General features: G+C 65.0%; 24 protein-coding genes and 1 other RNA gene. 16 read left to right on the top strand and 9 right to left on the bottom strand.

Features of this window, described 5'->3' with window-relative positions; translation table 11 throughout:
* The first annotated feature begins 155 nt into the window (after window positions 1–155).
* The 4 genes from ACN0RC_RS12235 (at window position 156) to ACN0RC_RS12220 (ending at window position 2,952) form a co-directional block, all read left to right on the top strand.
* Window positions 156–1,238, top strand: coding sequence for an AAA family ATPase (locus ACN0RC_RS12235; protein WP_417512089.1), 1,083 nt, complete (start codon window positions 156–158; stop codon window positions 1,236–1,238).
* On the top strand, window positions 1,235–1,423 hold the full coding sequence (locus ACN0RC_RS12230; protein WP_417512087.1) for a helix-turn-helix transcriptional regulator: 189 nt from the start codon (window positions 1,235–1,237) through the stop codon (window positions 1,421–1,423). The genes ACN0RC_RS12235 and ACN0RC_RS12230 overlap by 4 nt, the downstream gene beginning before the upstream one ends.
* Window positions 1,401–2,507, top strand: a complete 1,107-nt coding sequence (locus ACN0RC_RS12225; protein WP_417512085.1) for a tyrosine-type recombinase/integrase — start codon at window positions 1,401–1,403, stop codon at window positions 2,505–2,507. Before ACN0RC_RS12230 ends, ACN0RC_RS12225 begins: the two co-directional genes overlap by 23 nt.
* Before the next feature lie 151 nt (window positions 2,508–2,658).
* Window positions 2,659–2,952, top strand: coding sequence for a hypothetical protein (locus ACN0RC_RS12220; RefSeq protein ID WP_417512083.1), 294 nt, complete (start codon window positions 2,659–2,661; stop codon window positions 2,950–2,952).
* Between the two features lie 55 nt (window positions 2,953–3,007).
* On the opposite strand, the gene ACN0RC_RS12215 is transcribed toward ACN0RC_RS12220, so the two are convergent.
* Both ACN0RC_RS12215 and ACN0RC_RS12210 read right to left on the bottom strand, forming a co-directional pair.
* On the bottom strand, window positions 3,008–4,033 hold the full coding sequence (locus ACN0RC_RS12215) for an NADPH:quinone reductase (protein ID WP_417512081.1): 1,026 nt from the start codon (window positions 4,031–4,033) through the stop codon (window positions 3,008–3,010).
* 62 nt (window positions 4,034–4,095) lie between these two features.
* A complete protein-coding gene (locus ACN0RC_RS12210; protein WP_417512079.1) occupies window positions 4,096–4,935 on the bottom strand; it encodes an aldo/keto reductase in 840 nt (279 codons plus the stop codon).
* A gap of 50 nt (window positions 4,936–4,985) precedes the next feature.
* On the opposite strand from ACN0RC_RS12210, the gene ACN0RC_RS12205 reads away from it, so the two are divergent.
* The 4 genes from ACN0RC_RS12205 (at window position 4,986) to rnpB (ending at window position 8,213) form a co-directional block, all read left to right on the top strand.
* Window positions 4,986–5,363 carry a YchJ family protein gene (locus ACN0RC_RS12205; RefSeq protein ID WP_417512077.1) on the top strand — a complete coding sequence of 126 codons (378 nt, stop codon included), beginning with the start codon at window positions 4,986–4,988 and terminating at the stop codon, window positions 5,361–5,363.
* A 37-nt stretch (window positions 5,364–5,400) separates the two neighbouring features.
* A complete protein-coding gene (locus tag ACN0RC_RS12200; RefSeq protein ID WP_417512075.1) occupies window positions 5,401–6,132 on the top strand; it encodes a zinc ribbon domain-containing protein in 732 nt (243 codons plus the stop codon).
* Entirely contained in the window at window positions 6,129–7,820 is a 1,692-nt protein-coding gene (locus tag ACN0RC_RS12195; RefSeq protein WP_417512073.1) for a bifunctional 3'-5' exonuclease/DNA polymerase, read from the top strand. The genes ACN0RC_RS12200 and ACN0RC_RS12195 overlap by 4 nt, the downstream gene beginning before the upstream one ends.
* A gap of 14 nt (window positions 7,821–7,834) precedes the next feature.
* Window positions 7,835–8,213, top strand: an RNA gene (gene rnpB, locus ACN0RC_RS12190) — RNase P RNA component class A.
* A gap of 98 nt (window positions 8,214–8,311) precedes the next feature.
* Here rnpB and ppgK read toward each other — a convergent pair.
* Complete coding sequence (ppgK, locus tag ACN0RC_RS12185; RefSeq protein WP_417512071.1) at window positions 8,312–9,058, bottom strand: polyphosphate--glucose phosphotransferase; 747 nt, start codon at window positions 9,056–9,058, stop codon at window positions 8,312–8,314.
* A gap of 68 nt (window positions 9,059–9,126) precedes the next feature.
* Between ppgK and ACN0RC_RS12180 the strand changes: the two genes are divergently transcribed.
* The 4 genes from ACN0RC_RS12180 to ACN0RC_RS12165 are packed head-to-tail and all read left to right on the top strand — an operon-like array spanning window position 9,127 to window position 14,662.
* Window positions 9,127–9,366, top strand: coding sequence for an SPOR domain-containing protein (locus ACN0RC_RS12180; protein WP_417512069.1), 240 nt, complete (start codon window positions 9,127–9,129; stop codon window positions 9,364–9,366).
* A gap of 14 nt (window positions 9,367–9,380) precedes the next feature.
* Complete coding sequence (locus tag ACN0RC_RS12175) at window positions 9,381–10,718, top strand: glutamine synthetase family protein (protein ID WP_417512067.1); 1,338 nt, start codon at window positions 9,381–9,383, stop codon at window positions 10,716–10,718.
* A gap of 3 nt (window positions 10,719–10,721) precedes the next feature.
* The gene (locus ACN0RC_RS12170) at window positions 10,722–13,697 is read left to right on the top strand and encodes a bifunctional [glutamine synthetase] adenylyltransferase/[glutamine synthetase]-adenylyl-L-tyrosine phosphorylase (RefSeq protein WP_417512065.1); all 2,976 of its coding nucleotides are present in this window, start codon (window positions 10,722–10,724) and stop codon (window positions 13,695–13,697) included.
* Window positions 13,698–13,747: 50 nt separating this feature from the next.
* The gene (locus ACN0RC_RS12165) at window positions 13,748–14,662 is read left to right on the top strand and encodes a diacylglycerol/lipid kinase family protein (RefSeq protein ID WP_417512063.1); all 915 of its coding nucleotides are present in this window, start codon (window positions 13,748–13,750) and stop codon (window positions 14,660–14,662) included.
* A gap of 75 nt (window positions 14,663–14,737) precedes the next feature.
* On the opposite strand, the gene glnA is transcribed toward ACN0RC_RS12165, so the two are convergent.
* Window positions 14,738–16,162, bottom strand: a complete 1,425-nt coding sequence (glnA, locus tag ACN0RC_RS12160) for a type I glutamate--ammonia ligase (RefSeq protein ID WP_417512061.1) — start codon at window positions 16,160–16,162, stop codon at window positions 14,738–14,740.
* 123 nt (window positions 16,163–16,285) lie between these two features.
* Between glnA and ACN0RC_RS12155 the strand changes: the two genes are divergently transcribed.
* Entirely contained in the window at window positions 16,286–16,714 is a 429-nt protein-coding gene (locus ACN0RC_RS12155; RefSeq protein WP_417512059.1) for an RDD family protein, read from the top strand.
* Here ACN0RC_RS12155 and ACN0RC_RS12150 read toward each other — a convergent pair.
* On the bottom strand, window positions 16,711–17,199 hold the full coding sequence (locus ACN0RC_RS12150; RefSeq protein WP_417512057.1) for an ATP-dependent zinc protease: 489 nt from the start codon (window positions 17,197–17,199) through the stop codon (window positions 16,711–16,713). The genes ACN0RC_RS12155 and ACN0RC_RS12150 overlap by 4 nt on opposite strands.
* 17 nt (window positions 17,200–17,216) lie before the next feature.
* Between ACN0RC_RS12150 and ACN0RC_RS12145 the strand changes: the two genes are divergently transcribed.
* The gene (locus ACN0RC_RS12145; RefSeq protein ID WP_417512055.1) at window positions 17,217–18,401 is read left to right on the top strand and encodes a RimK family alpha-L-glutamate ligase; all 1,185 of its coding nucleotides are present in this window, start codon (window positions 17,217–17,219) and stop codon (window positions 18,399–18,401) included.
* 33 nt (window positions 18,402–18,434) lie between these two features.
* On the opposite strand, the gene ACN0RC_RS12140 is transcribed toward ACN0RC_RS12145, so the two are convergent.
* Window positions 18,435–19,145: a DUF4191 domain-containing protein gene (locus tag ACN0RC_RS12140; RefSeq protein ID WP_417512053.1), complete on the bottom strand. Its 711-nt coding sequence runs from the start codon at window positions 19,143–19,145 to the stop codon at window positions 18,435–18,437.
* A gap of 147 nt (window positions 19,146–19,292) precedes the next feature.
* Between ACN0RC_RS12140 and ACN0RC_RS12135 the strand changes: the two genes are divergently transcribed.
* Window positions 19,293–20,702: a hypothetical protein gene (locus tag ACN0RC_RS12135; RefSeq protein WP_417512051.1), complete on the top strand. Its 1,410-nt coding sequence runs from the start codon at window positions 19,293–19,295 to the stop codon at window positions 20,700–20,702.
* 12 nt (window positions 20,703–20,714) lie between these two features.
* Here the strand turns inward: ACN0RC_RS12135 and sucB are convergent, their stop codons facing one another.
* From sucB to ACN0RC_RS12120, 3 genes are all read right to left on the bottom strand, one after another.
* A complete protein-coding gene (gene sucB / locus ACN0RC_RS12130; protein WP_417512049.1) occupies window positions 20,715–22,469 on the bottom strand; it encodes a 2-oxoglutarate dehydrogenase, E2 component, dihydrolipoamide succinyltransferase in 1,755 nt (584 codons plus the stop codon).
* Between the two features lie 65 nt (window positions 22,470–22,534).
* Window positions 22,535–23,908 (bottom strand): dihydrolipoyl dehydrogenase, encoded by a 1,374-nt coding sequence (lpdA, locus tag ACN0RC_RS12125; RefSeq protein WP_417512047.1) that lies wholly within the window; start codon window positions 23,906–23,908, stop codon window positions 22,535–22,537.
* Window positions 23,905–25,383, bottom strand: a complete 1,479-nt coding sequence (locus tag ACN0RC_RS12120; protein WP_417512045.1) for a leucyl aminopeptidase — start codon at window positions 25,381–25,383, stop codon at window positions 23,905–23,907. Before ACN0RC_RS12120 ends, lpdA begins: the two co-directional genes overlap by 4 nt.
* A 102-nt stretch (window positions 25,384–25,485) precedes the next feature.
* Between ACN0RC_RS12120 and ACN0RC_RS12115 the strand changes: the two genes are divergently transcribed.
* Complete coding sequence (locus ACN0RC_RS12115; protein ID WP_417512043.1) at window positions 25,486–26,430, top strand: proteasome assembly chaperone family protein; 945 nt, start codon at window positions 25,486–25,488, stop codon at window positions 26,428–26,430.
* The last annotated feature ends 123 nt before the right edge of the window (window positions 26,431–26,553 follow it).

The raw sequence follows: 26,553 nt of genomic DNA, 5'->3' as shown, positions 1-26,553 counted from the left end.
ATTGGTGATCCTTCAACTCGCCCCACGAGGCGGACTTGCTATAAACCGGTGGACTCACTCAACCCTGACACGTAGGGGAAGCTGATGAGCAGCGCGCGGTTGCGGATCAGGTTATGGCGCGCGACAGGGCTGGAGCGGTTGGGACGGATGCCGCAATGGAGGCGGCGGTACAGATCGAGATGCACAGTCTGGAAGTGCGCGCCGAAGCCGAACGTCGGATCATGGCGAACGTGTTTCCCGGGTCCGAAGAACTTTCTTGGGATGACCTCTCTGATGCTCAGAAGGAATTCATCATCCCGGGGCTGCTTACGGCTGGCGGTGTGTGCGTCATCTGTGCGCGGTCCAATCTCGGTAAGACATTCACGTACATCAGTATGGTCTGTTCCATGGCGACCGGACTCCCGTGGCTCGGAAAGCCGACGCGACAGGCGAAGACACTCGTTGTTATCGGTGAAGGTAAGGCCGGATTCATGGGGCGTCTTCGAGGCTGGATGACTGCAAACGGCAAGACGGAGCAAGACCTTCGCCCGTGGCTCTTCTTTGTCGACCGCGCCAATTTGAACAACGATGAGAGTCTTCGCCGCATCCGGGAGATCGTAGAGCGCGAGACCATTGAGGTCGTCGTATACGACACATGGGCGGCGACCTCGGGCATCGTTCGCGAGGATGATGCGGCGCTGACCGGGCAGACGATTAGCCGCGTCAAGGATGCGATGCCGGATCAGACGCATCTCTTTATTCATCACCCTCGCAAAGCTGAGCAAGATACCGATGCGCCGGTTATGCGCGGATCGGGTGCCTTCGAAGCGGCGGCAGACATTGTCATGATGATGTATCGGGATCGGAAGTTCATCCCGGCGACCGGTGAGCAGCGGGACTTTATTGCGCTCTCTACAGAGCAGGATCACAACGGTAAGGCGCGTGAGGCTCAGACCGAGACGATCCGCGGCCTGTATCTCGCTGAGGTCGAGCTTCCCAATGGCGAGGTCTCGCGTGTCCTTCGACTCCTGGAATCTGAAACGATCTCAAAAGAGTCGCGTGAGGTTCGCAAATTCCTGACCCGGGATATGTCTGCGGCTGAGTTCTGCGGGGTTTATCCGAAGTCCCGCGCAACTGCGTACCGGCACCTAAACCGGGCGGTTGAGGAGGGCGTTGCGGAGCGGAGGTCGGGGCCTCTCGGGATCGAGTTGTTTCACCCGTCGCAACTCTGGTCAACACTCCTAGAGGTCGCATCGTGAACGCCGAACTCTGTGCTCTCCTCACAAGCAAAGAAACCGCCGGGTTTCTCCGCGTATCCGAGGCAACACTGAGCCGTTGGCGAACCGCTCGCGAGGGACCTGCCTGGGTTAATACGCAAGGCATTCCGCGATACCGTGCGGACGACCTCGAAGGTTGGATCAGTGGCAATCTCGAAAACGCCTAGCGGACGTTGGCGGGTGCGGGTCAAGTCCGGACGCGCGAAAGTTGCGGACCGTACCTTTGACCTGAAGCGTGATGCGGAGGCGTGGGAAGCCGCCCAGAAGCGCGCGCTGGACCTGGGGGAGTACGTGGACCCCCGCGCCGGGAAGGAGCTGCTGGGAACGGCTCTGGACCGGTGGCATGAGGGACGGGAAGGGGCTATCGCCTCCAGCACTTTCACCAACGAGGGCTACGCCCTGAAGCACGCTCAGCCCCTCCGTAACCGCCCCTTGAGCGCCGTGACCACCAACGACCTCAACGTGCTATATGCGACGATGCTGCGGACGCTGGGACGGGACACGGTAGTGCGCTTCCGGCAGACGCTCTCCGCATTCTTCGCCTGGGCGGTGGAGCACAAGTTGATTGCCAAGAATCCGGTGACCGCCTCGAAGGTACCCACCGGGACGGCTCAGCGTGAGCGGCGTGAAATCTTCCCCTTCACATTGGAAGAGCTGCGCGCGGTCCACTCCCACCTCCTCACCGCCACCACGAAGGCGAACGCGGATATTGCGTTGGTGCTCGGCCTTACGGGCTTGCGATGGGGTGAGCTGGTGTCTCTCCGGGTGCGGGACGTTCAGCAGCTCCCGTATCCGGCGCTGCGTGTCTCGCGGTCCAAGCCTGACGGTGAGCCAGTGCGCAGCATCACGAAGGGCGGGAAGTCGCGTACGGTGCCGCTCACGGACAATGCCGCCGCGATCATCCTTCCACTGCTGACGGCTCGGAAGCCGGATGAGCTTGTGTTTCCCTCGGCTACCGGCTCGTTCCGCTCGGGGAACAACTGGAAGCGGGACGTCCGCTGGAGCGCTCACAGCATGGGGCGGCGCGTTCAGGACCTCCGGCACACGGCGGCAACCCTCTGGCTCCAGAGCGGCGTGGACCTCAAGACCGTTCAGGCCTGGCTTGGACACAGCACGGCGAAGCTGACCGCTGACACGTATTCGCACTACATGGGAAGTGACGCCGATACAGCGGCAATCGCACGCATGAATGCGGTCCTCAGCGCGGCCCCCCGGCGGCCCCCCAGGATGACAAAGGGGCAATTTCAGTAGGTCTGTGCAACGTATGTAACGCGTGAAATCAAGGCTCCCCGGCGTTCGGTCACTTTTACACCGTGGATGTCATCGGTTCGATCCCGGTAGGGCCCACTCCACGCATCATTCCTGCTCATGTTCACCCCGTCGGACACAATGTGAGGCACCCATGACACACGAGCAGAACGATCCGCTCCCCGCCAGCATCGCCAGAAGCGCACTGATCGCCGGCTTCGTGAGCGTGATTCTCCTCGCCCTCTACCTGTTCACACCGTGGGGTCCAGCGATCCTGTTCGGCGGCATGCTGGTCGGACTCGCCGGAATCGTCCTCGGCGCTGTCGCGTTGAAGCGTGGCCAGCCCCGTGGCGCCGCGACCGTCGGTGTCATCCTGGGTGCGGCCGGGCTCATCGTCGGAGCCGCGATCCTGCTCTTCGCGCTTATGTTCGTCGGCGCACTGGGCTGACCGAGGGTTCGTTCCACTTGCTCCACAGCAGCCAGAGCGGGTGGCTTGCGCCAGGTCAGTTGTCGGCCGCGACCCGGATGAGCACCTTCCCGATCGCGCCCCGCTGAACAGCGTCGTGAGCGGCCGCCGTGTCTTCTAGCGGAAACCAGGTGATCGGGAGACCTGCTGCTTCCCCGGCCGGAAGCGCATCGTCTTTCAGGGCAGCCGTGATGTCTTCGACTGCTGCGGCGAGTGCCTCTTCGCCGACGGTGTAGAGAAGCAATCCCTGCCAGCGCGTGTTCTTGGCGAAGCTGGCGACGATGGGGACCGAGATCGTGTCGCCCTTGTCGTTCGCGTAGAACGCGATCGAGCCGTGATTGGCGATCACGGCGACATCGAGCGCCGCGTTCATCGCGGGGGAGACCTCGACGATGTGGTCGACGCCGGACGGGGCTACTTCGAGGATGCGTTCGGCTAGCCGGCCATCGGGATACCGGAACACGTGGTGCGCGCCGGCGGCGCGGGCGAGGTTCTCCTTCTCTTCACCACTCACGGTCGTGAGAACTCTTGCTCCGGCCCACACGGCGAGCTGGATCGCCGCATGGCCCACGGCTCCCGCTCCGCCCTGCACGAGCACCGTCCGGCCGGAGAGCGCCCCGGGTGAGAGGCGCGACGGCCCGAATTCGTGCACGGTCAGCGCGCGATGGGCGGTCATCGCCGGTACGCCGAGACTCGCGGCGACGTCGAAGCCGATCCCATCCGGCAGAGGTACAGCGCGGACAGCGGGGACGATCGTGGCATCCTGCGCGGTCCCTGTGGGACGCTCGTGCGCTGCGAGGTAGACCCACACCCGATCGCCGACCTGCAGATTCGTGACGCCGTCGCCCACGGCATCCACCACACCGGCCCCGTCCTGATTCGGCACGATCTGATCGAACGGCATCGGCGTTCCCGACGCGGCACGAGCCTTCCAGTCCGTGGGATTCACTCCCGAGGCGTGGATGCGCACGCGCACCTCACCACGGCCAGGCTGTCCTGTTTCACGCTCGATCAACGTGAGCGTCTCGGAGCCGCCCTTGCCCGTGTACACGATTGCTCTCATATCGGGTGCAAGTCGGATGGACGCGCGGGTATTCCGTGGACGCGCCAACTGTCGGAGCCGGGTCAGGACTCCTCGTGGGTCCTGGGATCGGCGTCGAAGAGGCGACCGTCGGGACGCCCCAACGCCGTGATCGCGGCGACCTCGGCGTCATCGAGGACGACCGATGCGGCGGCCAGGTTCGCACGCTGGTGCTCCGCAGACGACGCCTTCGGGATTGCGACGCTCTGCCGCGCGACATGCCAGGCGAGCACGGCTTGTACGGGCGTGATGCCGTGAGCAGTGGCGATCTCTGTGACCACCGGCTCCTGCACCACGTCCTTCGCCCGCCCGATCGGGCTCCATGCCTCGGTGATGATCCCGTGCTCCCGGTGGTAGGCGAGCTGCTCGGTCTGCGGGAGGTACGGGTGCACCTCGATCTGGTTCACGACGGGCCGCACCCCCGTCTCGCGCTCCAGTCGTTCGAGGTGCTCGGGAAGGAAGTTCGATACGCCGATCTGGCGGACAGTGCCGCGCTCTTGCGCGTCGATGAGCGCGCTCCAGGCCTGGACATACTCGTCCTGGATCGGGTTGGGCCAGTGGATGAGGTGCAGATCGGTGGCATCCAGCCCGAGACGATCGCGGCTTTCCTCGATGCTCCAGCGCGCCTTCTCCGACGGATGGTGCCGTCCGGGAAGTTTCGTCGTCACGATCACTTCGGAGCGTGCTGTCGCGGCATCGGCAATGCCTCGTCCGACAGCGCCTTCGTTCTCGTAGTTGAACGCAGAGTCCACGAGTCGGTAACCGGCATCGATTGCGCTTGCGACGGCAGCGGCACCCGCGGTGCCGTTGAGGCGATAGGTGCCGAAGCCGAGAGCAGGGAGCGTGAAGCCGTTGTGGGCCGTGCGGACGGGTAGTGCAGTCATCAAGGTCTCCTTCGACAGTCGTGCCCCAGCGTACGCGGCATGATGGAGGGATGCGCTGCCCCTGCACTTCCGGAGACACATATGACGCGTGCTGTCGTCCGATCCTCTCCGGAATGATCGCCGCACCAACTGCTGAGCGGCTGATGCGATCTCGATTCACCGCGTTCGCCGGGGGAGACGCGCCTTATCTCCTGCGCTCGTGGCATCCATCCACGCGTCCTGCAGAACTCGAGCTCGACGACGACACGGCATGGACTCGCCTCGACATTCTCGACACCGCCGCGGGTGGCCCGTTCGATGCCGAGGGCGTCGTTGCCTTCGAGGCGCACTTCCGCGGTGCAGACGGTGTGCGTGATTCCATGCGGGAGCGCAGCCGCTTCCGCCGTGAGGATCGCGTGTGGACGTATCTCGACGGGACGGCGTACTGACGCATCGGATGTCGGCTGCCCCAGGTAGATTGGATACGTGAACGCCAGTCCTGAGCAGCAGCGAGTCCTTCTCGACATCGCAGACCTTGACCGCCGCCTCCAGCAGGCCGAACGTCAGCGCACGACGCCGGCCGAGGGACCGCGTATCAACGAGCTCGCGAAAGAGCGCCAGGAACAGCTGCGCGAGCTCACCAGGCTGACCGGCATTCGTGACGATGTCCGCACCGAGCTCGCCCGCGTGGAATCCGACGTGAAGGTCACCGAGCAGCGCCGCACGCGAGACAGTGACAGGCTCGCAGCATCCACGAACTCGAAGGACGCACAGGCGCTCGAGCACGAGCTCGTCAGCCTTGCACTGCGCATCAGTGCTCTCGAGGACCAGCAGCTCGAGGTGATGGATCGCGCTGAGCAGGCGGAGTCCGATCTGGCCACGCAGCAGGCGCTCATCGACGAGACCACGGCTGAGGGCAGCGAGCTCACCGCCCGCGCCAAAGCCGCCATCGCGGCCGCTGCGACCGAGATCGAGCACCTCACTCGGGATCGTGAGGAGATCAGCGCCGATGTGCCGCCCGCGCTTCTTGACGAGTACACGCGCAGGGCGTCCCGGGGCATCGGCGTCGGACTGCTTCGCCGAGGCACGTGCGAAGGGTGCCGCATGATGCTCTCCGGCACGCACCTCAACGAGGTTCGCCACGCTGCGCCAGATGCAGTGATTTCGTGCCCCGAGTGCGGTGCGATCCTGGTGCGTACCGGCGAATCAGGACTGTGAGTCGTCGGGCGGCAGGCGATTCCCGAATCCTGCTGGCCCTCACCGACTCGGAGGGTGCTGTCGCGACCCGCGTAGACCTCGAAGGTTCCGAGATCGAGCGCTTTGAGCTCACCTCACGAGAACTCATCGACTGGATCCGTGCTGTCGAAGAAGCAGAGCAACCACGCTGGGTGATCCGTAGCGCGAGGGATGTCTACCCACGATTTCTCGCTGCCGGTGTTCAGCTGACCCGCGCGCATGATCTGATGCTCTGTCATGCGATCCTCCGCGATACTGATGTCGTTGCCAGACCGCTCGCACCCTCTGCCGACTGGATTCCGGGCGAACCAGAAGTGGGCGAACCCGCGCTCTTCGACACCGACGAGCGTGGTGGCGCTGCCTCTGTGACAGAGCTCCAGGCGCAGCTTCAGGAGCAGTTGCGCGTGATCGCTTCAGATCGCACCGGCAGACTCGCCCTGCTGTGCGCGGCTGAATCCGGCGGAGGATTGATCGCAGAAGAGATGCGTGCGGCCGGACTCCCGTGGGATGCCGCCGAGCACGACCGCATCCTCACCGAGACGCTCGGCGCGCGCACCGCGGGCGGTGTGCCGTCGCGTATGGCGGAACTCGCCAGCACTGTTCGCTTTCACCTGGGCGATGATCAGCTGCACCTCGACAGCCATGTGAAGCTGCTGCGCGCACTGCACCGCGTCGGCGTGAATGTCGAGTCGACGAGCCAGTGGGAGCTGAGCGAGATCGCGCACCCCGTGATCGCTCCGCTTCTCGCCTACAAGAAGCTCTCCAGACTGATGAGCGCCAATGGATGGGCATGGCTGGCGGAGTGGGTGCGCGACGGGCGCTTTCGCCCGGTGTACATTCCCGGCGGCGTTGTCACCGGGCGCTGGGCGTCGGCGGGCGGAGGAGCACTGCAACTGCCGCGGATGCTTCGCCCGGCCGTGCGTGCGGACCCCGGGTGGACGCTGGTCGTCGCCGACGTCGCGCAGCTGGAGCCCCGGATGCTCGCCGCGATGTCGCAGGACCTCGCCATGGCTGAAGCCGCACGCGGCCAGGATCTGTACGCCGGCGTGGTGGCATCGGGAGCCGTCGCCACCCGTGAAGAGGCGAAGTACGCCGTGCTCGGCGCGATGTACGGCGCCACCACCGGCGATAGCGGACGACTCGTCCCGCGCCTGCGCAAGGTCTACCCCCGCGCGATGCATCGTGTGGATGATGCAGCCAAGACGGGGGAGAGCGGTGGCGTGGTCTCAACGAGCCTCGGTCGCTCTTCGCCTCGCCCTGATGCCGCATGGCAGAGCCAGCAATCCGACGCGCGAGAGTCCGGCGCCGACGCTGCGGCAGCGAAGATCGCCAGGCAGCGGGCCAGAGAGCGCGGGCGCTTCACCCGCAACTTCATCGTGCAGGGCACTGCCGCGGAATGGGCGCTGATCTGGCTGGCCGAAATACGGCATCGTTTGAGGCAGCTTCCCGACGCGGCAACCGAGGCCCCGGCATCCGGCCTCTTCGCCCGCAGGGCGCATCTGGCGTTCTTCTTGCATGACGAGGTGATCCTGCACGTCCCGCAGGAGCAGGCGGATGCCGCGGCCGGCGCTGTCCGTGAGGCCGCAGCAGTTGCGACGCGACGTCTGTTCGGGGCATTCCCCATCGATGTCCCGCTCGACCTGCAGATCGTGCAGACGGCGGAGAAGTAGACTGGGCACGCGAATGGGTCGGCCAGACGGTCGCGTTGCGGGGGACCGCACCGAGGAACGTCCGGGCTCCACAGGGCAGGACGGTGGGTAACACCCACCCGGAGCAATCCGCGAGACAGTGCCACAGAGAGCAGACCGCCGCGATCGCCGCTTGTCGGTGAACGCGGTAAGGGTGAAAGGGTGGTGTAAGAGACCACCGGGGTCATGGTGACATGATCTGCCAGGTAAACCTCGTCCGGAGCAAGGTCAGACAGAGGATGTTGACGCGGCTCGCTGAGTCCTCGGGTAGACCGCTGGAGCGGCGCGGCAACGCGTCGCGTAGATAGATGACCGTCGAAGGGAGCCCCGAGAGGGGCCCTGGAACAGAACCCGGCGTATCGGCTGGCCCATTCGCCCCACGCGTGCCCCAAACCTGCAAAACCACGCCGAGACAGCGTTTTATCGCTGCTGTCTCGGCGTGGTTTTGCAGGTTAGAGGGGGAGGGAAGCGGCTCAGTCCGCGGCGAGCGAGGCCGCGCCGATGATGCCGGAGTTGTTGCGGTGGATCGCCGGAATGATCGGCGTGTTCAGCTCGAGCAGCGGAAGGAAGTCGTCGGCGTTCTTCGATACGCCGCCGCCCACGACGAACAGGTCGGGGCTGAAGAGGAACTCAACGTGCGTGTAGAACGCCTGCAGTCGCTCTGCCCACTCGGCCCAGGTCAGATTCTCGCGCTCTCGGGCCGAGGTGGCGGCCCACTTCTCGACCGAGTCGAACTCACGGAAGTTCAGGTGACCGAGTTCGGAGTTCGGCACCAGAACGCCGTTGTAGAGGAACGCGGAGCCGATACCGGTACCGAGAGTGGTCAGGATGGTCAGCCCCTGCACATCGCGGGCGGCGCCGTGGCGTGCTTCTGCGACACCCGCCGCATCCGCGTCGTTGACGAAGACGATGTTGCGGTTCAGGCCATCACGGAAGAAGCGCTCGGCGTCGAAGTCGAGCCATTCCTTCGAGACGTTCGCCGCGGACATCGTCTTGCCGCGCTTGACGATCGCCGGAAACGCGACGCCGAGGGGGAGTGAGGAGTCCTCGATGTCCAGCGTCTTCAGCACGCTCTGCACTGCTTTGAGCACGTCCTGCGGGGATGCGCCCTCGGGGGTGGGGACGCGAACCCGGTCTGACGCCATCGTGCCGTGAGAGAGGTCGACGAGTCCTGCTTTGATGCCTGTGCCGCCGATGTCGACGCCGATCGCTTTTGCCATGAGCAATAGCCTAGCGAGAGTGCGCGGCGCCACTAGGATCGTGACAAAGCCTTACGAAGGGATGGGCCATGTCTCGCGGAGAAGATTCGTACATGTCCAGTGGTGAGCGAAAGTACTGGTACAACACCACAACGGGTGAGGTCGAGTACGGCTATGTCTCGCCCGCTGTCGACCGGGTGGGCCCCTTCGATACGGCTGAGGCCGCGTCGCACGCGGTGCAGACTCTGCGTGAGCGGTCCGAAGCCTGGGCCGTCGAAGAGGCGATCGATGAGGACTGGCGCAAAGTGACCGACACGGACGGGAAGTAATTCACCGTATGAGCATGGACAAGCAGCGCGATTTCGTGTTGCGCACCATCGAAGAACGAGGCGTGAAGTTCGTGCGCCTGTGGTTCACTGACGTCATCGGCACGCTCAAGTCTGTGGCGATCGCACCGGCCGAGGTCGAGGGCGCTTTCGCTGAGGGCATCGGCTTCGACGGATCGGCGATCGAAGGCCTCACGCGCACTCACGAGTCCGATCTGCTCGCGCAGCCCGACCCGACGACGTTCCAGATCCTGCCCTGGCGCGGAGAGATCGACCCCACCGCGCGGATGTTCTGCGACCTCACCATGCCTGACGGTGAACCCGCGGTCGCAGATCCTCGCAACGTGCTCAAGCGCACCCTCGCACGGGCGGCGGATGCCGGCTTCACCTTCTACACGCACCCTGAGATCGAGTTCTACCTGCTCAAGTCTTCGGTGATCGGACCAGAAGGTCCCGTCCCGGTCGACTCCGCGGGGTACTTCGACAACGTCCCCGGCGGCACGGCGCACGACTTCCGTCGTCGTTCGGTGCGGATGCTGGAAGACCTGGGCATCTCGGTCGAGTACAGCCACCACGAGGGCGGCCCCGGCCAGAACGAGATCGACCTCCGCTATGCGGATGCCCTCGCGACCGCCGACAACATCATGACCTTCCGCACGGTGGTGAAGGAGGTCGCGATCGAGCAGGGCGTCTACGCAACGTTCATGCCCAAGCCGATGAGCGATCAGCCAGGCAGCGGCATGCACACGCACATGTCGCTGTTCGAAGGAGATCAGAACGCGTTCTGGGAAGAGGGCGCGAAATATCAGCTCTCGAAGACCGGCCGTCACTTCATCGCCGGTCTCCTCAAGCACGCCAATGAGATCGCTGCGGTCACGAACCAGTTCGTGAACTCGTACAAGCGTCTCTGGGGCGGCGACGAAGCACCGAGCTTCGTGACGTGGGGCCACGCCAACCGCTCGGCGCTCGTACGCGTGCCGATGTACAAGCCGAACAAGAGCCAGTCCTCGCGCGTCGAGTACCGCGGCCTCGATTCGGCTGCGAACCCATACCTCGCCTATGCGTTGCTGCTCGCTGCTGGGCTGAAGGGCATCGAGGAGGAGTATGAGCTGCCGGCAGAGGCGGAGAACAATGTCTGGTCGCTGAGCGATGCGGAACGTCGCGCGCTCGGCTACTCGTCCTTGCCGGCGAGCCTCGACCACGCACTCGAGCTGATGCAGGACTCGGAGCTCGTCGCCGAGACGCTCGGCGAGCAGGTATTCAACTACGTGCTGCTCAACAAGCGCAAGGAGTGGGAGGCCTACCGCGGCCAGGTCACGCCGTTCGAGCTGAAGAGCAACCTCGAACTGCTCTGATCGATGGTCCGGTCAGAATCCGCGCTATCGCGCTCGGCGCTGGCACGACTCGGCTTCACTGATCTGACCTCGAGCGCGGCAGCGGTGGAAGAGCTGTCCGAGCTGGTCGGAATCGACGGTGCACTGCTCCTGACTGGAGCGGTGGCCGCCGACCCGGATTCGGCGGCGGAGGGGATGCTGCGGGTTGCGCGTCGCGATCCAGAGGTCCTGCAGACGCTTCTGGACGATCCAGAGACACGCATCATCGCATGGCGGGTGTTCGGCGCATCCACTGGGCTCGCCGACTTCTTCCTGCGGCATCCGGAGCAGTTATCAATACTGACCGATACTGGCCCGCTCGTGCCCAGCTCGGCGACGCTGCGCGAGCGGCTGCTCGACGCCGTCGGCGCGATCGACGGCGTCGCGGCCCACAGCGATGAGACGGCCTGGGTCACGTTGCGGATCGCGTACCGCCGATCCCTTGCGGAGATCGCCGCAATCGACCTGGCGACTCCCGAACCCGCAACCCGAATCGCGGCGATCTCCGCTGCCCTCGCTGATGCGGCTGCAGCGGCGCTCGAGGCCTCACTCGCTGTGGCCAGAGCGAAGGTCGCAGAGACGGTGCCGGCCGACCAGGTGGCTCTCACCCAGCTTGCGATCATCGGCATGGGCAAGGCGGGGGCCAGAGAACTCAATTACGTCAGCGATGTCGATGTGATCTTCGTCGGTGGGTCGCTGGATGAGGACGTTCTCGAAGAGGGACGCGGAATCGACATCGCGACCCGCCTGGCCAGGGAGACTATCCAGGGCATCTCCGGCATCGAGGTAGAGCCGCCGCTGTGGGAGGTCGATGCGAACCTCCGCCCCGAGGGCAAGCAGGGTGCGCTCGTTCGCTCTCTCGCCTCGCATCTCGCGTACTACGATCGCTGGGCGCAGAGCTGGGAATTCCAAGCGCTCCTGAAAGCACGGCCGATCGCCGGCGATGAGGAACTGGGCGAAGCATACCTGGAGGCCGTGCAGCCGAAGATCTGGTCCAGCGCCGCACGGGAGAACTTCGTCGACAGCGTGCAGCGGATGCGGGAACGCGTCACAGAGCACGTCGATCCGGAGGATGCTCCCTACCAGCTGAAGCTCGGCGTCGGCGGGCTTCGCGACATCGAATTCACCGTGCAGCTGCTTCAGCTCGTGCACGGCCTCACAGATCCAGACATCCGCACGCGCGGCACGCTGGAGAGCCTTGACGCTCTGGTGGCCGGCGGATACATCGGACGAGCGGATGCGGCGATCTTCGCCGCCGACTACCGGACGCTCCGATTGCTCGAGCACCGGCTGCAGCTCAAAGACCTGACTCGCACCCACCTCATGCCGCGCACGAATGAGGAGCTGCGCGTCCTCGCGCGTGCGACGGGCCTCGCAGACAGTGCCACAGGGGTGTGGCAGCTCTGGGAGCGCGTGCGTCGTGAAGTGCGCGACATCCACACCCGACTCTTCTACCGCCCGCTTCTGAGCGCCGTTGCGGGCCTCCCCGAAGAGGAGCGCACACTCTCCACGGAGCAGGCGAGGGATCGCCTGGCTGCGATCGGCTTCCGGGACCCTGCCGGCGCGCTGCGTCACATCGGCGCGCTGACCTCCGGCATCAGCCGCAAGGCGACGATCCAGCGTCATCTGATGCCGATCATGGTGAGCTGGTTCGGCGACGGCAGCGACCCGGACTACGGTCTTCTCTCGTTCCGCCGCATCAGCGAGCGCCTCGGAGACACCTCCTGGTTCTTGCGGATGCTGCGTGATTCTGCCGGAGCGGCCGAGCACCTGACCACTCTGCTGTCTTCGTCGCGGTATGTCGGCGAACTGCTCGAGTGGATCCCTGAGTCGGTGGCATGGCTGGATGAGATGTCGCGGCTGCGTCCCCGCGGAGCAGACAAGCTCGACGAAGAGGCCAGGGCGATCCAGACCCGCCATGGGTCGGTGACCTCCGCACTGAAGGCCGTGCGGGCGCTGCGGCGCCGCGAGCTGCTGCGCACGGCGATGGGCGCTGTGCTCGATGTTCTGAGTATCGAGGAACTCGCGACGGCGCTGACGACCATCACGGACGTCACGATCCAGGCCGCTCTGCGCGCCGTGCGCCGCGAAGTCGTTCCGGCCGACGAGGACGGCTTCGAGTTCGCCATCATCGGCATGGGAAGGTTCGGTGGGGCAGAGCTCGGTTTCGGCTCTGACGCCGACATCCTCTACGTCTACGATGCGAACGGCGTCGACCCTGAGCGTGCCCAGACTCTTGCAAAGCAGCTCGTCGCCGGTCTGCGTGAGCACCTGACCGATAACAAGGTTCCGCTCGACCTCGATGCCGATCTCCGCCCGGAGGGCCGCAACGGGCCGCTCGTGCGCTCTCTCGCCGCGTACACCGAGTACTACCGCCGTTGGTCGGTGTCGTGGGAGGCGCAGGCGCTGCTGCGCGCCAGGGGCGTGGCCGGCACCCCCGGCTTGATCGCACGCTTCATGACTCTTGCGGACAGCATCCGCTACCCCGTCGACGTCGAAGAGCAGGGCCTGCGCGAGATCAAGAGGATTAAGGCGCGTATCGAGGGTGAGCGCCTACCGCGGGGCGCAGACCCGCACCGGCACCTGAAGCTCGGTCCCGGCGGGCTCAGTGATGTCGAATGGCTCGTGCAGCTGATTCAGCTGCAGCACGCACATGCGGTGCCAGGGCTGCGCACGACCTCGACGCTCGACGCGCTGCACGCTGCGTCTGATGCAGAGCTTCTCACCGAAGAAGATGCGGAGCTGCTGCGCGAGGCTTGGCTGCTGGCCAGCAGACTGCGGTCCGCGATCACGCTGCGCACCGGACAGACCACCGATGTGCTGCCGTGGGAGCGCCATGAGCTCGACGCCATCGGACGGCTGCTGGGCTATCCCGATCGCTCGGCGAACGACGTCGAAGAGGACTACCTCGGCACGACCCGGCGTGCGCGCCGCGTGTTCGAGAATCTCTTCTACGGCTGAGGCAGCCGTGTTCAGTTGCGCAATCGCGGTCTCTGGCCCAGGCTGAGCACATGACAGGCACGTTCGGCATCATTTGGAATCCTTCGAAGATCGACGAGGACACGCTGCGCAGCGCGGTTGCAGCGGGCATCGGCGACGACGTGCGCTGGTGGGAGACCAGCGAGGAGGACCCTGGCCGTGGGATGTCGCAGGAGGCTGTGGATGCCGGCTGCAGCACGGTCATCGCGGTCGGCGGCGACGGCACCGTACGAGCGGTCGCCGAGGCCCTTGCGGGCACGGATGTCGCTTTGGGCATCGTTCCGCAGGGCACCGGCAATCTGCTCGCACGCAACCTCGAAGTGCCGCTGGACGACATTCCGGCGGCTTTGGAGCGGATTCGCGCTGGTGCAGACCGGCGCATCGATCTTGGCTGGGTGCGCTTCAACGATGAAGACGAGCGCGCTTTCGCGGTCATGGTGGGTTTCGGGGTGGACGCGCAGATGCTCGTCGAGACCGATGACGACCTCAAAGATCGCGCAGGCTGGCTCGCCTACGTCGAGGCGATGGGCCGCGCGATGGCAGGAACCGAGATGACCGATGTGACGCTCACGATCGATGATGGCGAGCCGCAGGAGGTGCGCGGCCATACCCTTCTGATCGGCAACTGCGGCATGGTGCAGGGCGGTGTGCGTCTGCTTCCGGATGCGGTTCTCGACGATGGGCGTCTGGATCTGCTGCTGGTGAGCTCAGAAGGCGCACTGCAGTGGCTCGATACCGTGCGCTCTGTGGTCTGGGACAACGGCATCCGGCGTCTGCTCACGCGCGGCGAAGAGGCCATCAGCACCGATTCGACCGATCACCTGAGCGCGGAGCGCGTCCGTGTGGGATTGAGTTCGCCCCTCGCGTTCGAGGTGGACGGCGAAGAGGTCGGCGAGGTCTCATCGTTTGACGTACGAGTGCAGGCCGGTGCGCTCCGGGTGCTCTGAGTGTGGTGAGAACAGAAGTGCCGGACCTCGCTGTGGGCGAGATCCGGCACTTTCGTCTCTGGTGCGAGTGGACGGTCAGACGCCGTAGTAGAGCTCGAACTCGAATGGGTGCGGTCGCTGCGCGATCGGCAGGATCTCGTTCTCCATCTTGTACGAGATCCAGGTCTCGATGAGCTCTTCGCTGAACACGCCACCCTCGAGGAGGAACTGGTGGTCTGCGCGGAGTGCCTCGAGCGAGTCGAGCAGCGAGTTGGGGACCTGCGGGATGTTCTTCGCTTCCTCGGGGGGAAGCTCATACAGGTCCTTGTCGATCGGCGCGAGCGGCTCGATGCGGTTCTTGATGCCGTCGAGTCCTGCCATCAGCTGAGCGGCGAAGGCGAGGTACGGGTTGCTCGAAGCATCCGGGACGCGGAACTCGATGCGCTTGGCCTTCGGGTTCGATCCCGTCAGCGGGATGCGGATCGCCGCTGAACGGTTGCCGGCGGAGTACGCGAGGTTGACCGGTGCCTCGAAGCCCTTCACCAGGCGGTGGTAGCTGTTCAGTGAAGGGTTCGTGAACGCGAGGACAGCGTTTGCGTGCTTGAGCAGACCACCGATGTACCAGCGTGCGACGTCGCTGAGCTGACCGTAGCCGGCCTCGTCATAGAACAGCGGCTTGCCTTCGCTCCACAGAGACTGGTGCGTGTGCATACCGGAACCGTTGTCGCCGTACAGCGGCTTGGGCATGAACGTGACCGTCTTGCCCCACTGCTCGGCCGTGTTCTTGATGATGTACTTGAACTTCAGGATGTCGTCCGCCGCGTGAACCATCGTGTCGAAGCGGTAGTTGATCTCCTGCTGACCGCCGGTGCCGACCTCGTGGTGCGAGCGCTCGAGAGCGAAACCCGCCTCGATGAGGTTGAGAGTCATCTCATCGCGCAGGTCTGCCGTCTTGTCGACAGGGGCGACGGGGAAGTAGCCACCCTTGTACGGCGTCTTGTTGCCGAGGTTTCCGCCCTCTTCTTCGCGAGCGCTGTTCCACGCGCCCTCTTCGGAGTCGACGCTGTAGGAGCTACTGTTCGAGGTCACGGAGTAGCGGACGTCGTCGAAGATGTAGAACTCCGCCTCAGGGGCGAAGAATGCGGTGTCGGCGATGCCGGTCGATGCGAGGTACTTCTCGGCCTTCTTGGCCACCTGACGCGGGTCCTTCGAGTAGATCTCGCCGGTGCGCGGGTTGTAGATGTCGAACAGCATCACGAGCGTCTTGGCCTCGCGGAACTGGTCGAGGTAGGCCGTGGTGACATCCGGAATGAGCTGCATGTCGGACTCGTGGATGCTGGCGAACCCGCGGATGGACGACCCGTCGAAGAGCTGTCCATCGGTGAAGAACGCCTCGTCGACGGTCGATGCCGGGATGTTGAAGTGCTGCTGCACACCGGGCAGGTCGGTGAAGCGGATGTCAAGGAACTTGACATCGTTCTCCTTGATGTAGCTCAGTACTTCGGACGAATCGGTGAACATGTATCACTCCTGGATGATTCGGGTTGTTGGTCTTGAGACCTTCACGAAGACTATGGGCGAGGCATTACTCCGCCGTGTCCTCTTTGTTTCAGCCATGTTACAGACCCTCGGTAGACTGACTCGGTGACCGAAGACCGCAATTCATACCCGGGTGAGCGCCTCGGCCTCCCCGAAACCGGCCACGGCAGCATCGGCAGAGCCGGTCGACGCATCGGCGCACTCGCCATCGATTACATTGCGGCGACACTGATCGCCACGGGGTTCTTCGGCTACGACCAGTTCGCCTTGCCCGACGAGGCGGGGCTCACTCTGTTCGCTCCGATGATGGTCTTCGCAGCCCTTCAGATCATCTTCATCCCGACTCTGGGCGGAAGCCCTGGACACCGCATTCTGGGGATGCGCGTGGTGCGCATGGGCGGCGGATGGGCAGGACTCTGGCGCCCCATCGTACGGACGCTCCTGCTGGTGATCGTCGTTCCTGCGGTGATCTGGGACGCCGACCAGCGCGGCCTTCATGACAAGGCTGCGGGAACGCTCCTGATCCGCGGTTAGGTGCGGCCGCGATTGCGTCTTCGTGCTGCCTTGGGCGCACGAACGCCGAGGAAGGAACGGGCCGGGTCGACGATGAATCCTCGTCGGAGGGCCTCCCGGCCGATCAGCATCCGAAAACCCATCTCGTCTCTGTTGCTGAGAGTGACTTCCGCGATGATGGCGTGATCGACGAGGCGGATGGCCAGCAGCACCACCAGTCGCTGTTGCGCATGTCCTGAAGAACTGCGCACTTCACGGCGATCGTGGATCGGGCATTCCACGATCGTGGCATCCGCATCGGTGTCCTGCCAGGGATTCACGCGGAATCGCACCCAGTCCTCACCCTCGCGATCGAACTCTACGATGTCGAACGCATGCAGCGAGGAAGTCCGCGCACCGGTGTCGATCTTGGCCTTGATCCAGTCGATACCGGCATCGGGCAGGCTCACCCATTCACGCCACCCGATAAGAGTGTTTGAATGGGATGTCATAACCACGCGATACATCTTGGCAGGAAATCTACGTGAAGATCGCCGTTCTCTCCCGAGCGCCACAGGCTTACTCCACCCAGCGTCTGCGCGCGGCTGCGCAACAGCGCGGCCACGACGTCAAAGTGCTCAATACCCTGAAGTTCGCCATCGACCTCACCGGTGATGAACCCGACCTGCACTTCCGCGGAAAGCAGCTGAGTGATTACGACGCGATTCTTCCGAGGATCGGCAGTTCGATCACGTATTTCGGCACCGCTGTGGTGCGCCAGTTCGAGCAGATGGACGTCTATACGCCCAATACGGCCAACGGCATCTCCAGCGCGCGCGACAAGCTGCGCGCGAGCCAGATCCTCTCGAGGCACGGCATCGCGATGCCGGCGACGGCTTTCGTGCGCAATCGCGCTGATGTGCGTCCGGCGATCGAGCGCGTCGGCGGCGCCCCTGTGGTCATCAAGCTGCTCGAGGGCACCCAGGGGATCGGCGTCATCCTCGCACCTCAGGTGAAGGTCGCCGAGGCGATCATCGAGACGCTGCATTCCACGCGGCAGAACGTGCTGATCCAGAAGTTCATCGCCGAGAGCCGCGGTCGTGATATCCGTGCGCTCGTCGTGGGGGATCGTGTCGTTGCGGCGATGCGTCGAGTCGCCGCCGGTGACGAGTTCCGATCGAACGTGCACCGCGGCGGCAGCGTCGAGGCCGTGCAGCTCGACCCCGCGTACGAGGCCGTTGCCGTGCGATCGGCGCAGATCATGGGACTGCGGGTCGCGGGTGTCGACATGCTCGAGGGCGACGATGGGCCGCTGGTGATGGAAGTGAACTCCTCACCGGGTCTGCAGGGAATCGAGCAGGCGACGAAGCTCGACGTCGCGGGCGCGATCATCGACTACATCGCAGCCCAGGTCGCGTTCCCTGAGATCGACGTACGGCAGCGCCTGACGGTGTCCACCGGCTACGGGGTGGCGGAGCTGAGCGTGCACAACGCCGCAGAGCTCGTCGGCAAGACGCTGGGGGAGTCGGGACTGTGGGAGCGCGATATCACCGTGCTGACGCTGCACCGCGGCGTGAGCGTGATCCCCAACCCCCGGAAGAACTTCGTGCTCGAGGCCGATGACAGGCTGCTCTGCTTCGGAAAGCTCGACGAGATGCGATCGATGATCCCCGAACGTCGCCGACGCCGTGCGAAGGTGCGCAAGCTCCCGAAGGCGCCGCTGACCTGACGATGCCGCGCAGCGCTCCCGGAAGCCTCAGGCTCAGCGCGGGCGCTGTGCCCGCATCTTCGTCGGGTCGATCCCCTTCGGGATCGGCAACGACGCGACAGACTGCGAGACCGAGTCGATCCGGCGGATCACCGCAGCGAGCGTGGTCTTGTCGATCGCGTTGGGGAGCTTCTTGATGGTCTTGGAGAGATCGGAGATCGCGACGTCGTCATCGCCGTGGCCGACGTAGAAGACGTTGACCGGCACGCCGTGCGCGACGCGCTGCGCTTTCGTGCGCTCTTCGTTGATCAGGCGCGTGAGTCGTCCTCGTGAGCCCTCGCCGACGATCACGATGCCGCCGCGGCCGATCGCACGGTAGACGGCTTCCTGCGTCTTCGGGTTGATGCCGACGGGCGTGTCAGACGCCTGCCACTTGCGGCCGAGGCTGCTGCTGAGGATGTGACCGGTCGCACCGGGCATCCCATCGATCTTCTGGTACATCGCCGTCGTCGACAGACGCGTCATCAGGAACAGCGCCCCCAACACACCCAGCATGAGGCCGGTGACGCCCCAGAGCACGAGCGACCAGACCTGGAAAGGCGGGATGAGGAAACCGATGACGAGACCGATCAGAACACCCGCAACGAGGATTGCGACCTGTGCCCACGGCAACCACCCGTAGACCTCACGTGTGAACCGGAAGAGGGACTTGATCTGGGAGATGAACCCCGGACGCTTTTCGGGTTCAGGAGCACGCTTAGCCATACCCACCAGAATACCGATTCAACACGGTGCTGAAGTTCGCGTTCGCGAGGGGCGCACTCATCATGCACATTGTCGTGATTCACGGATCTCTCCACAATTACGTCGCTGCCCGCGCGCAGCGGTGATCGGATGCGATGTGATGAGGCGATGACCGAGATCGCAGCACCCTCTGATTCCTCCGCTCTGGTGCCCGGGGTCCATCGTCTGGTCCGCACAGTGTTTGCAGGCGAAGGGCCGTTCTCCGGCGCGCTGGTGGCGTACGAAGACAGCGTTGCCGTCTGCATCGATGCGCAGGAGCTTTCAGAATGGGGCGGATGGGCGTACTCCGACACTGAGCATGTGTGCGGCATCCTCGATGTTCGTCGCCGAAAAGAGGGACACGACGCGCTCCTGCCGTGGTGCACGCAGCGCGTGGAGACCTTCCTGGGACGCAGGCGCGCTGCGAATGCGATGCTCGCACCGGGAGAGCTTGCAACGCTCGCTGCCAGCTTTCTCCGCGGTCTGCGCGAACTCGGTGATGCCGCATCGGATGGGATCGGCGACTGGTGGCTGACAGGCGATGGGCGCCCGCTTTTCGTCCACGGCGACGGGGGTGCCGCTCGTTCGCGCACCGCGGGCCTCATCGAGCGGCTCACCGCACACACGAGTGACCGCGCCAGCCTGCGACTGCTGGACGAGATGCAGAGTGCCCTCCGTGAGCGTCGACACCATCTCGACGATGACGTGCGCTGGGAGGAGGAGCTGTTCGCGATTGCTGCACCGCGCGCGCTGCGGACGGAGGTCTTCGCCCCGGAGAAGGCCGCAGATGCGCAATCAGGGCGGTCTCTGCGCCCCGCAGCCGAGATGCGAGGGCCGCTGCGTCGGTCGCTCCGCGAATCACGCACATCACAGCGCGCACGGCGAGAGCTGTTCACCACCCTGCGTGGGTTCGCCGGCTCATTGCGCGACGGCGCTGTGGTGCTCGTGCATCGACGCGCTGAACGGAAACCGCGCGACACGGCTGCGACACCCCGCACGGAGGTCGCGCCCACGCGCAAGCGTGCGTTGATCGTCGCGGGGGCGCTGGCGGGTCTCGTCCTCGTCGTCGGCCTGATGTGGCCCGAGGGGCAGCATCCCGAGGCAGCGCAGGCAGCGCAGGCAGCGCGGTCGTCGCCGAAGAATGCACCGGATGCTGAGACCCCAGCTCCGGCAGCAGAGAAGCAGGTCGGCACCGAGACGGAAGCCCCGCAGGAAGAGCCCTCACCGGCAGCGGAGGAGCAGGCACTCGACGCAGTGCCAGCGCTGCTCCACAGCATCGCTGCGTGCGCCGAAGAGAGCCTCGAGTCCTGTCCGGACGCGCTATCGGCTGGTGTCGCTGTGCCTGGCACCGGCGCCGTATCTCAAGGCCCCGATGGCAGCACGGCTGAGCTCGTCGATGACTACGGTGACGTCGCTGTCGTCAGACTCACACCGATCGACGCGACCGCGGAGTCCTCTGGACAGATTCTCGTGCTTGAGCGCGACACACAGAAATGGCTGGTGCGCGACATCTACGACGTCGCGCACCAGCCAGATTAGTTCGAGCCGTTATCAGGCCCCGAGGTCGGGTGCGAAGTTCGCTGCCTCAAGACGAGCCTTGACCGCTCCGAGGAAGCGGGCCGCGTCGGCACCATCCACGATGCGGTGGTCGTACGAGATCGCGAGGTATGCGTACGAACGCACAGCGATCGCGTCGACGCCGTCGACGGTCACGACGCCCGGGCGCTTGAAGACCGTACCGGTGCCGAGGATCGCTGACTGCGGCAAGAACACGAGCGGGGTGTCGAACAGCGCGCCACGCGAACCGGTGTTGGTGATGGTGAAGGTGCCACCGGCCAGCTCGTCGGGCTTCAGCTTGTTGTCACGAGTGCGCGCCGCGAGGTCTGCGATGTCGTGAGCGAGCTGAGCGAGGTTCTTCGTCGCCGCGTCACGAACGACCGGCGTGAGAAGACCGCGCTCGGTGTCGACCGCGATCGAGATGTTCTCCGTCGCCGGGTAGACGATGCTCTCGCCGTCAACCGTTGCGTTGATGATCGGGAACGTCTGCAGAGCCTCAGCCGCCGCGAGCGTGAAGAACGGAAGGAAGGAGAGCTTGTCGCCCGTCTTCTTCAGGAACTCGTCCTTGACGCTGTTTCGGTAGTTGGCGAGGGCCGTCACGTCGACCTCGACGAAGGTCGTCAGCTGAGCGGTCTGCTGCAGGGATGCGACGGCGCGCTCGGCGACGACCTTGCGCAGACGCGACATCTTCTGCGTCGTTCCGCGCAGCGGCGAGACCTCGACAGGCGCAGCGGCAGGGGCCGCAGCTGCGGCAGGAGCTGCGCTCTTGGACTCTGCGGCCTTGAGAACATCTTCCTTGCGGATGCGTCCTCCGACACCGGAACCGGTGACGGTTGCCAGGTCGACGCCCTGCTGCGAAGCCAGGCGGCGCACGAGCGGGGTCACGTAGAGCGAGTCCTTAGCGCTGTCAGCAGGCGCCGGTGCCGCGGCAGGAGCCGGAGCTGCCGGTGCTGCAGCAGGTGCGGGTGCAGCCGGAGCTGCCTCGGGAGCCGGAGCTGCCGCAGGCGCGGGTGCTTCCGCAGGAGCTTGCTCTGCAGGCGCAGGTGTTTCTGCGGGAGCTGGCTCTGCAGGCGCGGGTTCCTCTGCAGGCGCGGATGCTTCTGCGGGAGCAGCAGGAGCGGCAGCAGGAGCACCAGAGCCGACACGGGCAAGAACGCCGCCGACCTCGACGGTCTCGTCTTCTGCAGCGACGATCTCCTGCAGAACACCAGCCACGGGCGAGGGGATCTCGGTGTCGACCTTGTCGGTGGAGATCTCGAGCAGAGGCTCATCGACGGCGACCTCGTCACCGATCTGCTTCAACCAGCGCGTGACCGTGCCCTCGGTGACGCTCTCACCGAGCTCAGGGAGGCGGATGTCGGTCGCGTCTGCAGATGCCGCGGGCGCAGCCTCGGCTGCCGGTGCGGCCTCAGCTGCGGGAGCCGGCTCAGCTGCGGGAGCCGGCTCAGCTGCCGGTGCAGCCTCAGCAGCAGGTGCCGCTTCAGCAGGGGCCTCTGCCGCGGCAGCACTGCTGCCATCGCCGATGCGGGCGAGCAGGGCGCCGACCTCTACGGTCTCGTCCTCGGCTACGAGGATTTCCTCGATGACGCCACTGACCGGCGAGGGAATCTCGGTGTCGACCTTGTCGGTCGAGATCTCGAGCAGGCCTTCGTCCGCCTGAACGGTGTCTCCCACCTGCTTCAGCCAGCGGGTGACCGTACCCTCTGTGACGCTCTCTCCGAGAGCGGGGAGGACCACGGATGTGCTCATGACGGAGTCTCCTTCAAGAATGTTTATGACGTGTTCAGCTTAGTGACCCTGACACCGGTTGGTGTTCAGAGAGCGTGCAATGGTTTTCCGGCGAGTGCGAGGAATGCCTCGCCGAGGGCCTCGCTCTGCGTCGGATGCGCGTGGATAAGGGGGGCAATATCTTCGGGATGGGCTTCCCATGCGACGGCGAGCTGACCTTCCGTGATGAGCTCTCCCACACGGTCGCCGAGCAGGTGGACACCCACCACAGGACCATCCTTGAGACGGACGACCTTCACGAGACCGCTCGTGCCGATGATCTCGCTCTTGCCGTTGCCGGCGAGGTTGTACTCGTAGGAGACGACGCTGGCGGCGCCGTGCGCGGCGATAGCGGCCTCTTCGGTGATTCCGACAGACGCGACTTCCGGATTGCAGTACGTGATCTTCGGAATCTGCGACTCGGGAATCGGAGCAGGCGAGAGCCCCGCGATCCGCTCGGCCACAGCGATGCCCTGCAGGAATCCGCGGTGAGCGAGCTGGAGGCCCGGCACGATGTCGCCGACAGCCCAGACATGAGGCGCCGAAGTGCGCAGCTCCTCATCTGCGGTGACGAAACCGCGGTCGAGGGTGACTCCGGCCTCTTCGAAACCGAGATCGGAAGTGACCGGCCCTCGCCCGACCGCGACCAGCAGATAGTCGCCGCTGAAGGACGTGCCGTCCTCGAGAGTGACAGTGACGCTCGTGTCATCCTGCTCGGCCTTCTGGAAGCGGGTGCCCAGCGAATACTTGATGCCGCGGCGGCGGAAAGCACGCTCGAGTCCCTTGCTCAGGGCGATGTCCTCGTTGGGTACGAGGTGGGGCAGTGCCTCGATGATCGTCACCTCGGCGCCGAAGGAGCGCCAGACGCTCGCGAACTCGACTCCGATGACCCCGCCGCCGAGCACGAGCACACGCTCGGGAACGACGTCCAGTGCGAGGGCCTGCTCGCTGGTCAGAATGCGCCCGCCGATGTCGAGCCCTGGCAGGGACCGGCTGTACGAACCGGTTGCGAGAATCACATCGGTGCCCGCGTACACGTCATCGCCCACCGAGACCGTGCGGTCAGGATTCAACCGACCAGTGCCGCCCACGGTCGTGATGCCACGCGCTTTGATCAGGCCCTCCAGGCCCTTGTACTTCTTGGCGACGATGTTCTCGCGGTAGGTGCGGACGCCGACAGCATCCACGCCACCGAAAGTCGCGCTCACACCGACGGATGCCGCATCGCGGACGTGGTCTGCGACCTCAGCGGCATGCAGCAGTGCCTTGGTCGGGATGCAGCCGCGGTGCAGGCAGGTGCCACCGACTTTGTCCTTCTCGATCAGCGCGACGCTCTTGCCCAGCTCGGCGGCCCGGAGTGCTGCGGCGTAGCCGCCGCTTCCACCGCCGAGGATGACGATGTCGAAGGTGTGCGCGGTCATCGGCCCTCCGTGGCTCGTGCTTCGGCGTAGGCGACGAGCGAGCGCACAGTTGCGCCGGTCGCGCCCTTATCGGTGAATCCATACGGTGCACTGCCGTTCTCCGAGGAGCCCGCGATGTCAAGGTGCACCCACGGAATGCGCTCAGCGTCCGGCTCATCGGAGACCCGGCCGACGAAGCGCTGCAGGAAGAGTCCAGCGAACATGGAACCACCGGCGCGGTCGCCCATGTTGGCGTTGATCATGTCGGCGATGGGGGAGTCGAGCGAATCCTCCATGTAGCTCGGCAGCGGAAGCGCCCAGGCGAGCTCGTCGGCGGTCTCGGTGGCCGCAAGATATTCCCTGACAGCGTCATCATCACCCATCACCCCGGTGTGCCGGTGACCGAGTGCTACGAGGATCGCGCCGGTGAGAGTTGCCACATCGAAGATGACATCCGGGTTCTCACGACTTGCTGACACGAGGCCGTCCGCGAGGACCAGCCGTCCCTCGGCATCCGTGTTGAGCACCTCGACGGTCTGTCCATCGCGCATCCGGAGGACGTCGCCCGGGCGTGTTGCGCTGCCTGAGGGCATGTTGTCGGTGATGCACATCCACGCGGTGACGCGGACGGGCAGCTTGAGCTCGGCGATCGCGCGCAGCGTGGCGAGCACGGTGGCTGAGCCCGCCATGTCGAACTTCATGCCGACCATGGAGGCCGCAGGCTTCAGCGAGAGGCCACCGGTGTCGAAGGTGATGCCCTTGCCCACCAGAGCGATGTGGCTCGTGGCGCCCTCGGGCGAGTAATCCAGGTGCACCACGCGGGGCGGGCGGTCCGAGCCCTGTGCCACGCCGAGAACGCCGCCGAAACCCTGTTCGGCGAGCGCCTGCTCGTCGAGGACCTCGACGGAGACGTCCAGGTCGGCGACAGCATCCACTGCGCTCTGCGCAAGATCTGCCGGACTCTGCCACTCGGCGGGAACCGAGACGAGGTCCTTAACCAGTGCGAGGGCGTCGCCCAGCACACGGGCGCGGGTGGCTTCTTCATCAGTGATGGTCGAGCTGTGCACGCTGACAGCATCCGCTCGGCTCTTGCCCGCCTTGGCACGGTACCCCTCGAAGCGATACCCGCCGTAGACGGCGCCTTCTGCGGCGGCCGCGGCGAACTCGTCGAGCGGGCCTGCGAGAGCAAGTGCGACGCTGTCAAAGCCGGTGAGGGTGCGGAGCGCGGTGCCGGCCGCGTCGCGGACGGTGGCTGCGCTCACCACTTTGCCGGCGCCGACCACCGCGAAGGGAAGTTCGGTGAACGAAGGCAGATGAACCCGTGCGAATGCAGAGGCAGAGCCGGTGAAGCCGATGGCCACCAGCACGTCCTTCAATCCTGGATAGGCATCCAGGGCATCAGGGTACGCCTCGAGTTCAGGAACGAGGAGCACTGCGGCGTCTGCAGCGCTTCCGGGAAACGGATCAGTTGTGTGCGAGAGCGCAGGAAGCGTCATGCCTCCATCCTAGGCACCGGATGCCGCGAGCACTCCAGGCATGTTCGCTGTGAGCGAGACCACTGCGCCCCTCCCGGCGGCGACGACTCGTAGCATGGAAGCATGCCCGTCCCCGGAGAGCTGTACGAACGCGTCTCGAACGCACCCGCCGTCCCGCAGGGACTCCCGCTGGTCATTCTGATCACCGGCTTCACAGACGCGGGCAATGCGGTGTCCGGATTGATCGAGCATCTGCGCGATGTCACGGACCCGCAGCCGATCGCGATCTACGACAACGATGTTCTGCTTGACTATCGGGCACGTCGCCCTGTCTTCGTGTTCGAGCAGGATCACTTGACCGAGTACCGTCCTGCGCGACTGGAGCTGTCGATCGCGCATGACACACTCGGTCAGCAGTTCCTGCTGCTCTCCGGCTATGAGCCCGACTTCGCCTGGAATGCGTTCACGCAGTCGGTGATGGACTTCGTGGACGAGTTCGCGGTCTCGGGCATCACATGGGTGCATTCAATCGCCATGCCGGTTCCGCATACGAGGCCCATCAGCACCACGGTGAGCGGCAACCGCAAGGAGATCACCGCGAGTCTCTCGGTATGGCGTCCACGCACCCAGGTTCCTGGCACCGCGGGGCATCTGCTTGAGTACCGCTTCGCTGAGCGGGGAGATCGGGTCGTCGGCTTCGTCCTCCTCGTGCCGCACTACCTGGCAGAGACCGAGTATCCCGAGGCCGTCATCGCGGCAGCAGACCGGGTGATGGGCTCGACGGGAATCGTGCTGGCGCTCGACGATCTGCGCGAGAGTCGCGAGGAGTATCTCGTCAAGGTCAACGATCAGGTGGCCAACAATGACGAGCTCCGGCAGATGATCCACACACTCGAGAACCGTTACGACTCCTACATGGCGGGACGAGACCCTGAAGACGGTGACCGCTTCGATGACGGCGGGTTCGACGAGCGCGATCTGCCGAGCGCCGATGAGCTGGCCGCTGAGCTCGAGCGCTACCTCGCCACACGGCCGCCCGGCGATGACGACAAGCGTTCGCGGTCCTGACCGTCTGCATTACACGTTGCATCCGGCACGCAATTCATGTGAGATACTGGTAATCCGACCCGTTGTCAATCATCCGCGCTCGCGTGGAAGACTTGACAAGGGTCTTACTAGTGTCCGAAATGT

Source organism: Microbacterium sp. (assembly GCF_048259935.1).
In the GTDB taxonomy this organism is placed as follows: domain Bacteria; phylum Actinomycetota; class Actinomycetes; order Actinomycetales; family Microbacteriaceae; genus Microbacterium.
This window is presented reverse-complemented; position numbering and strand designations above follow the sequence as displayed.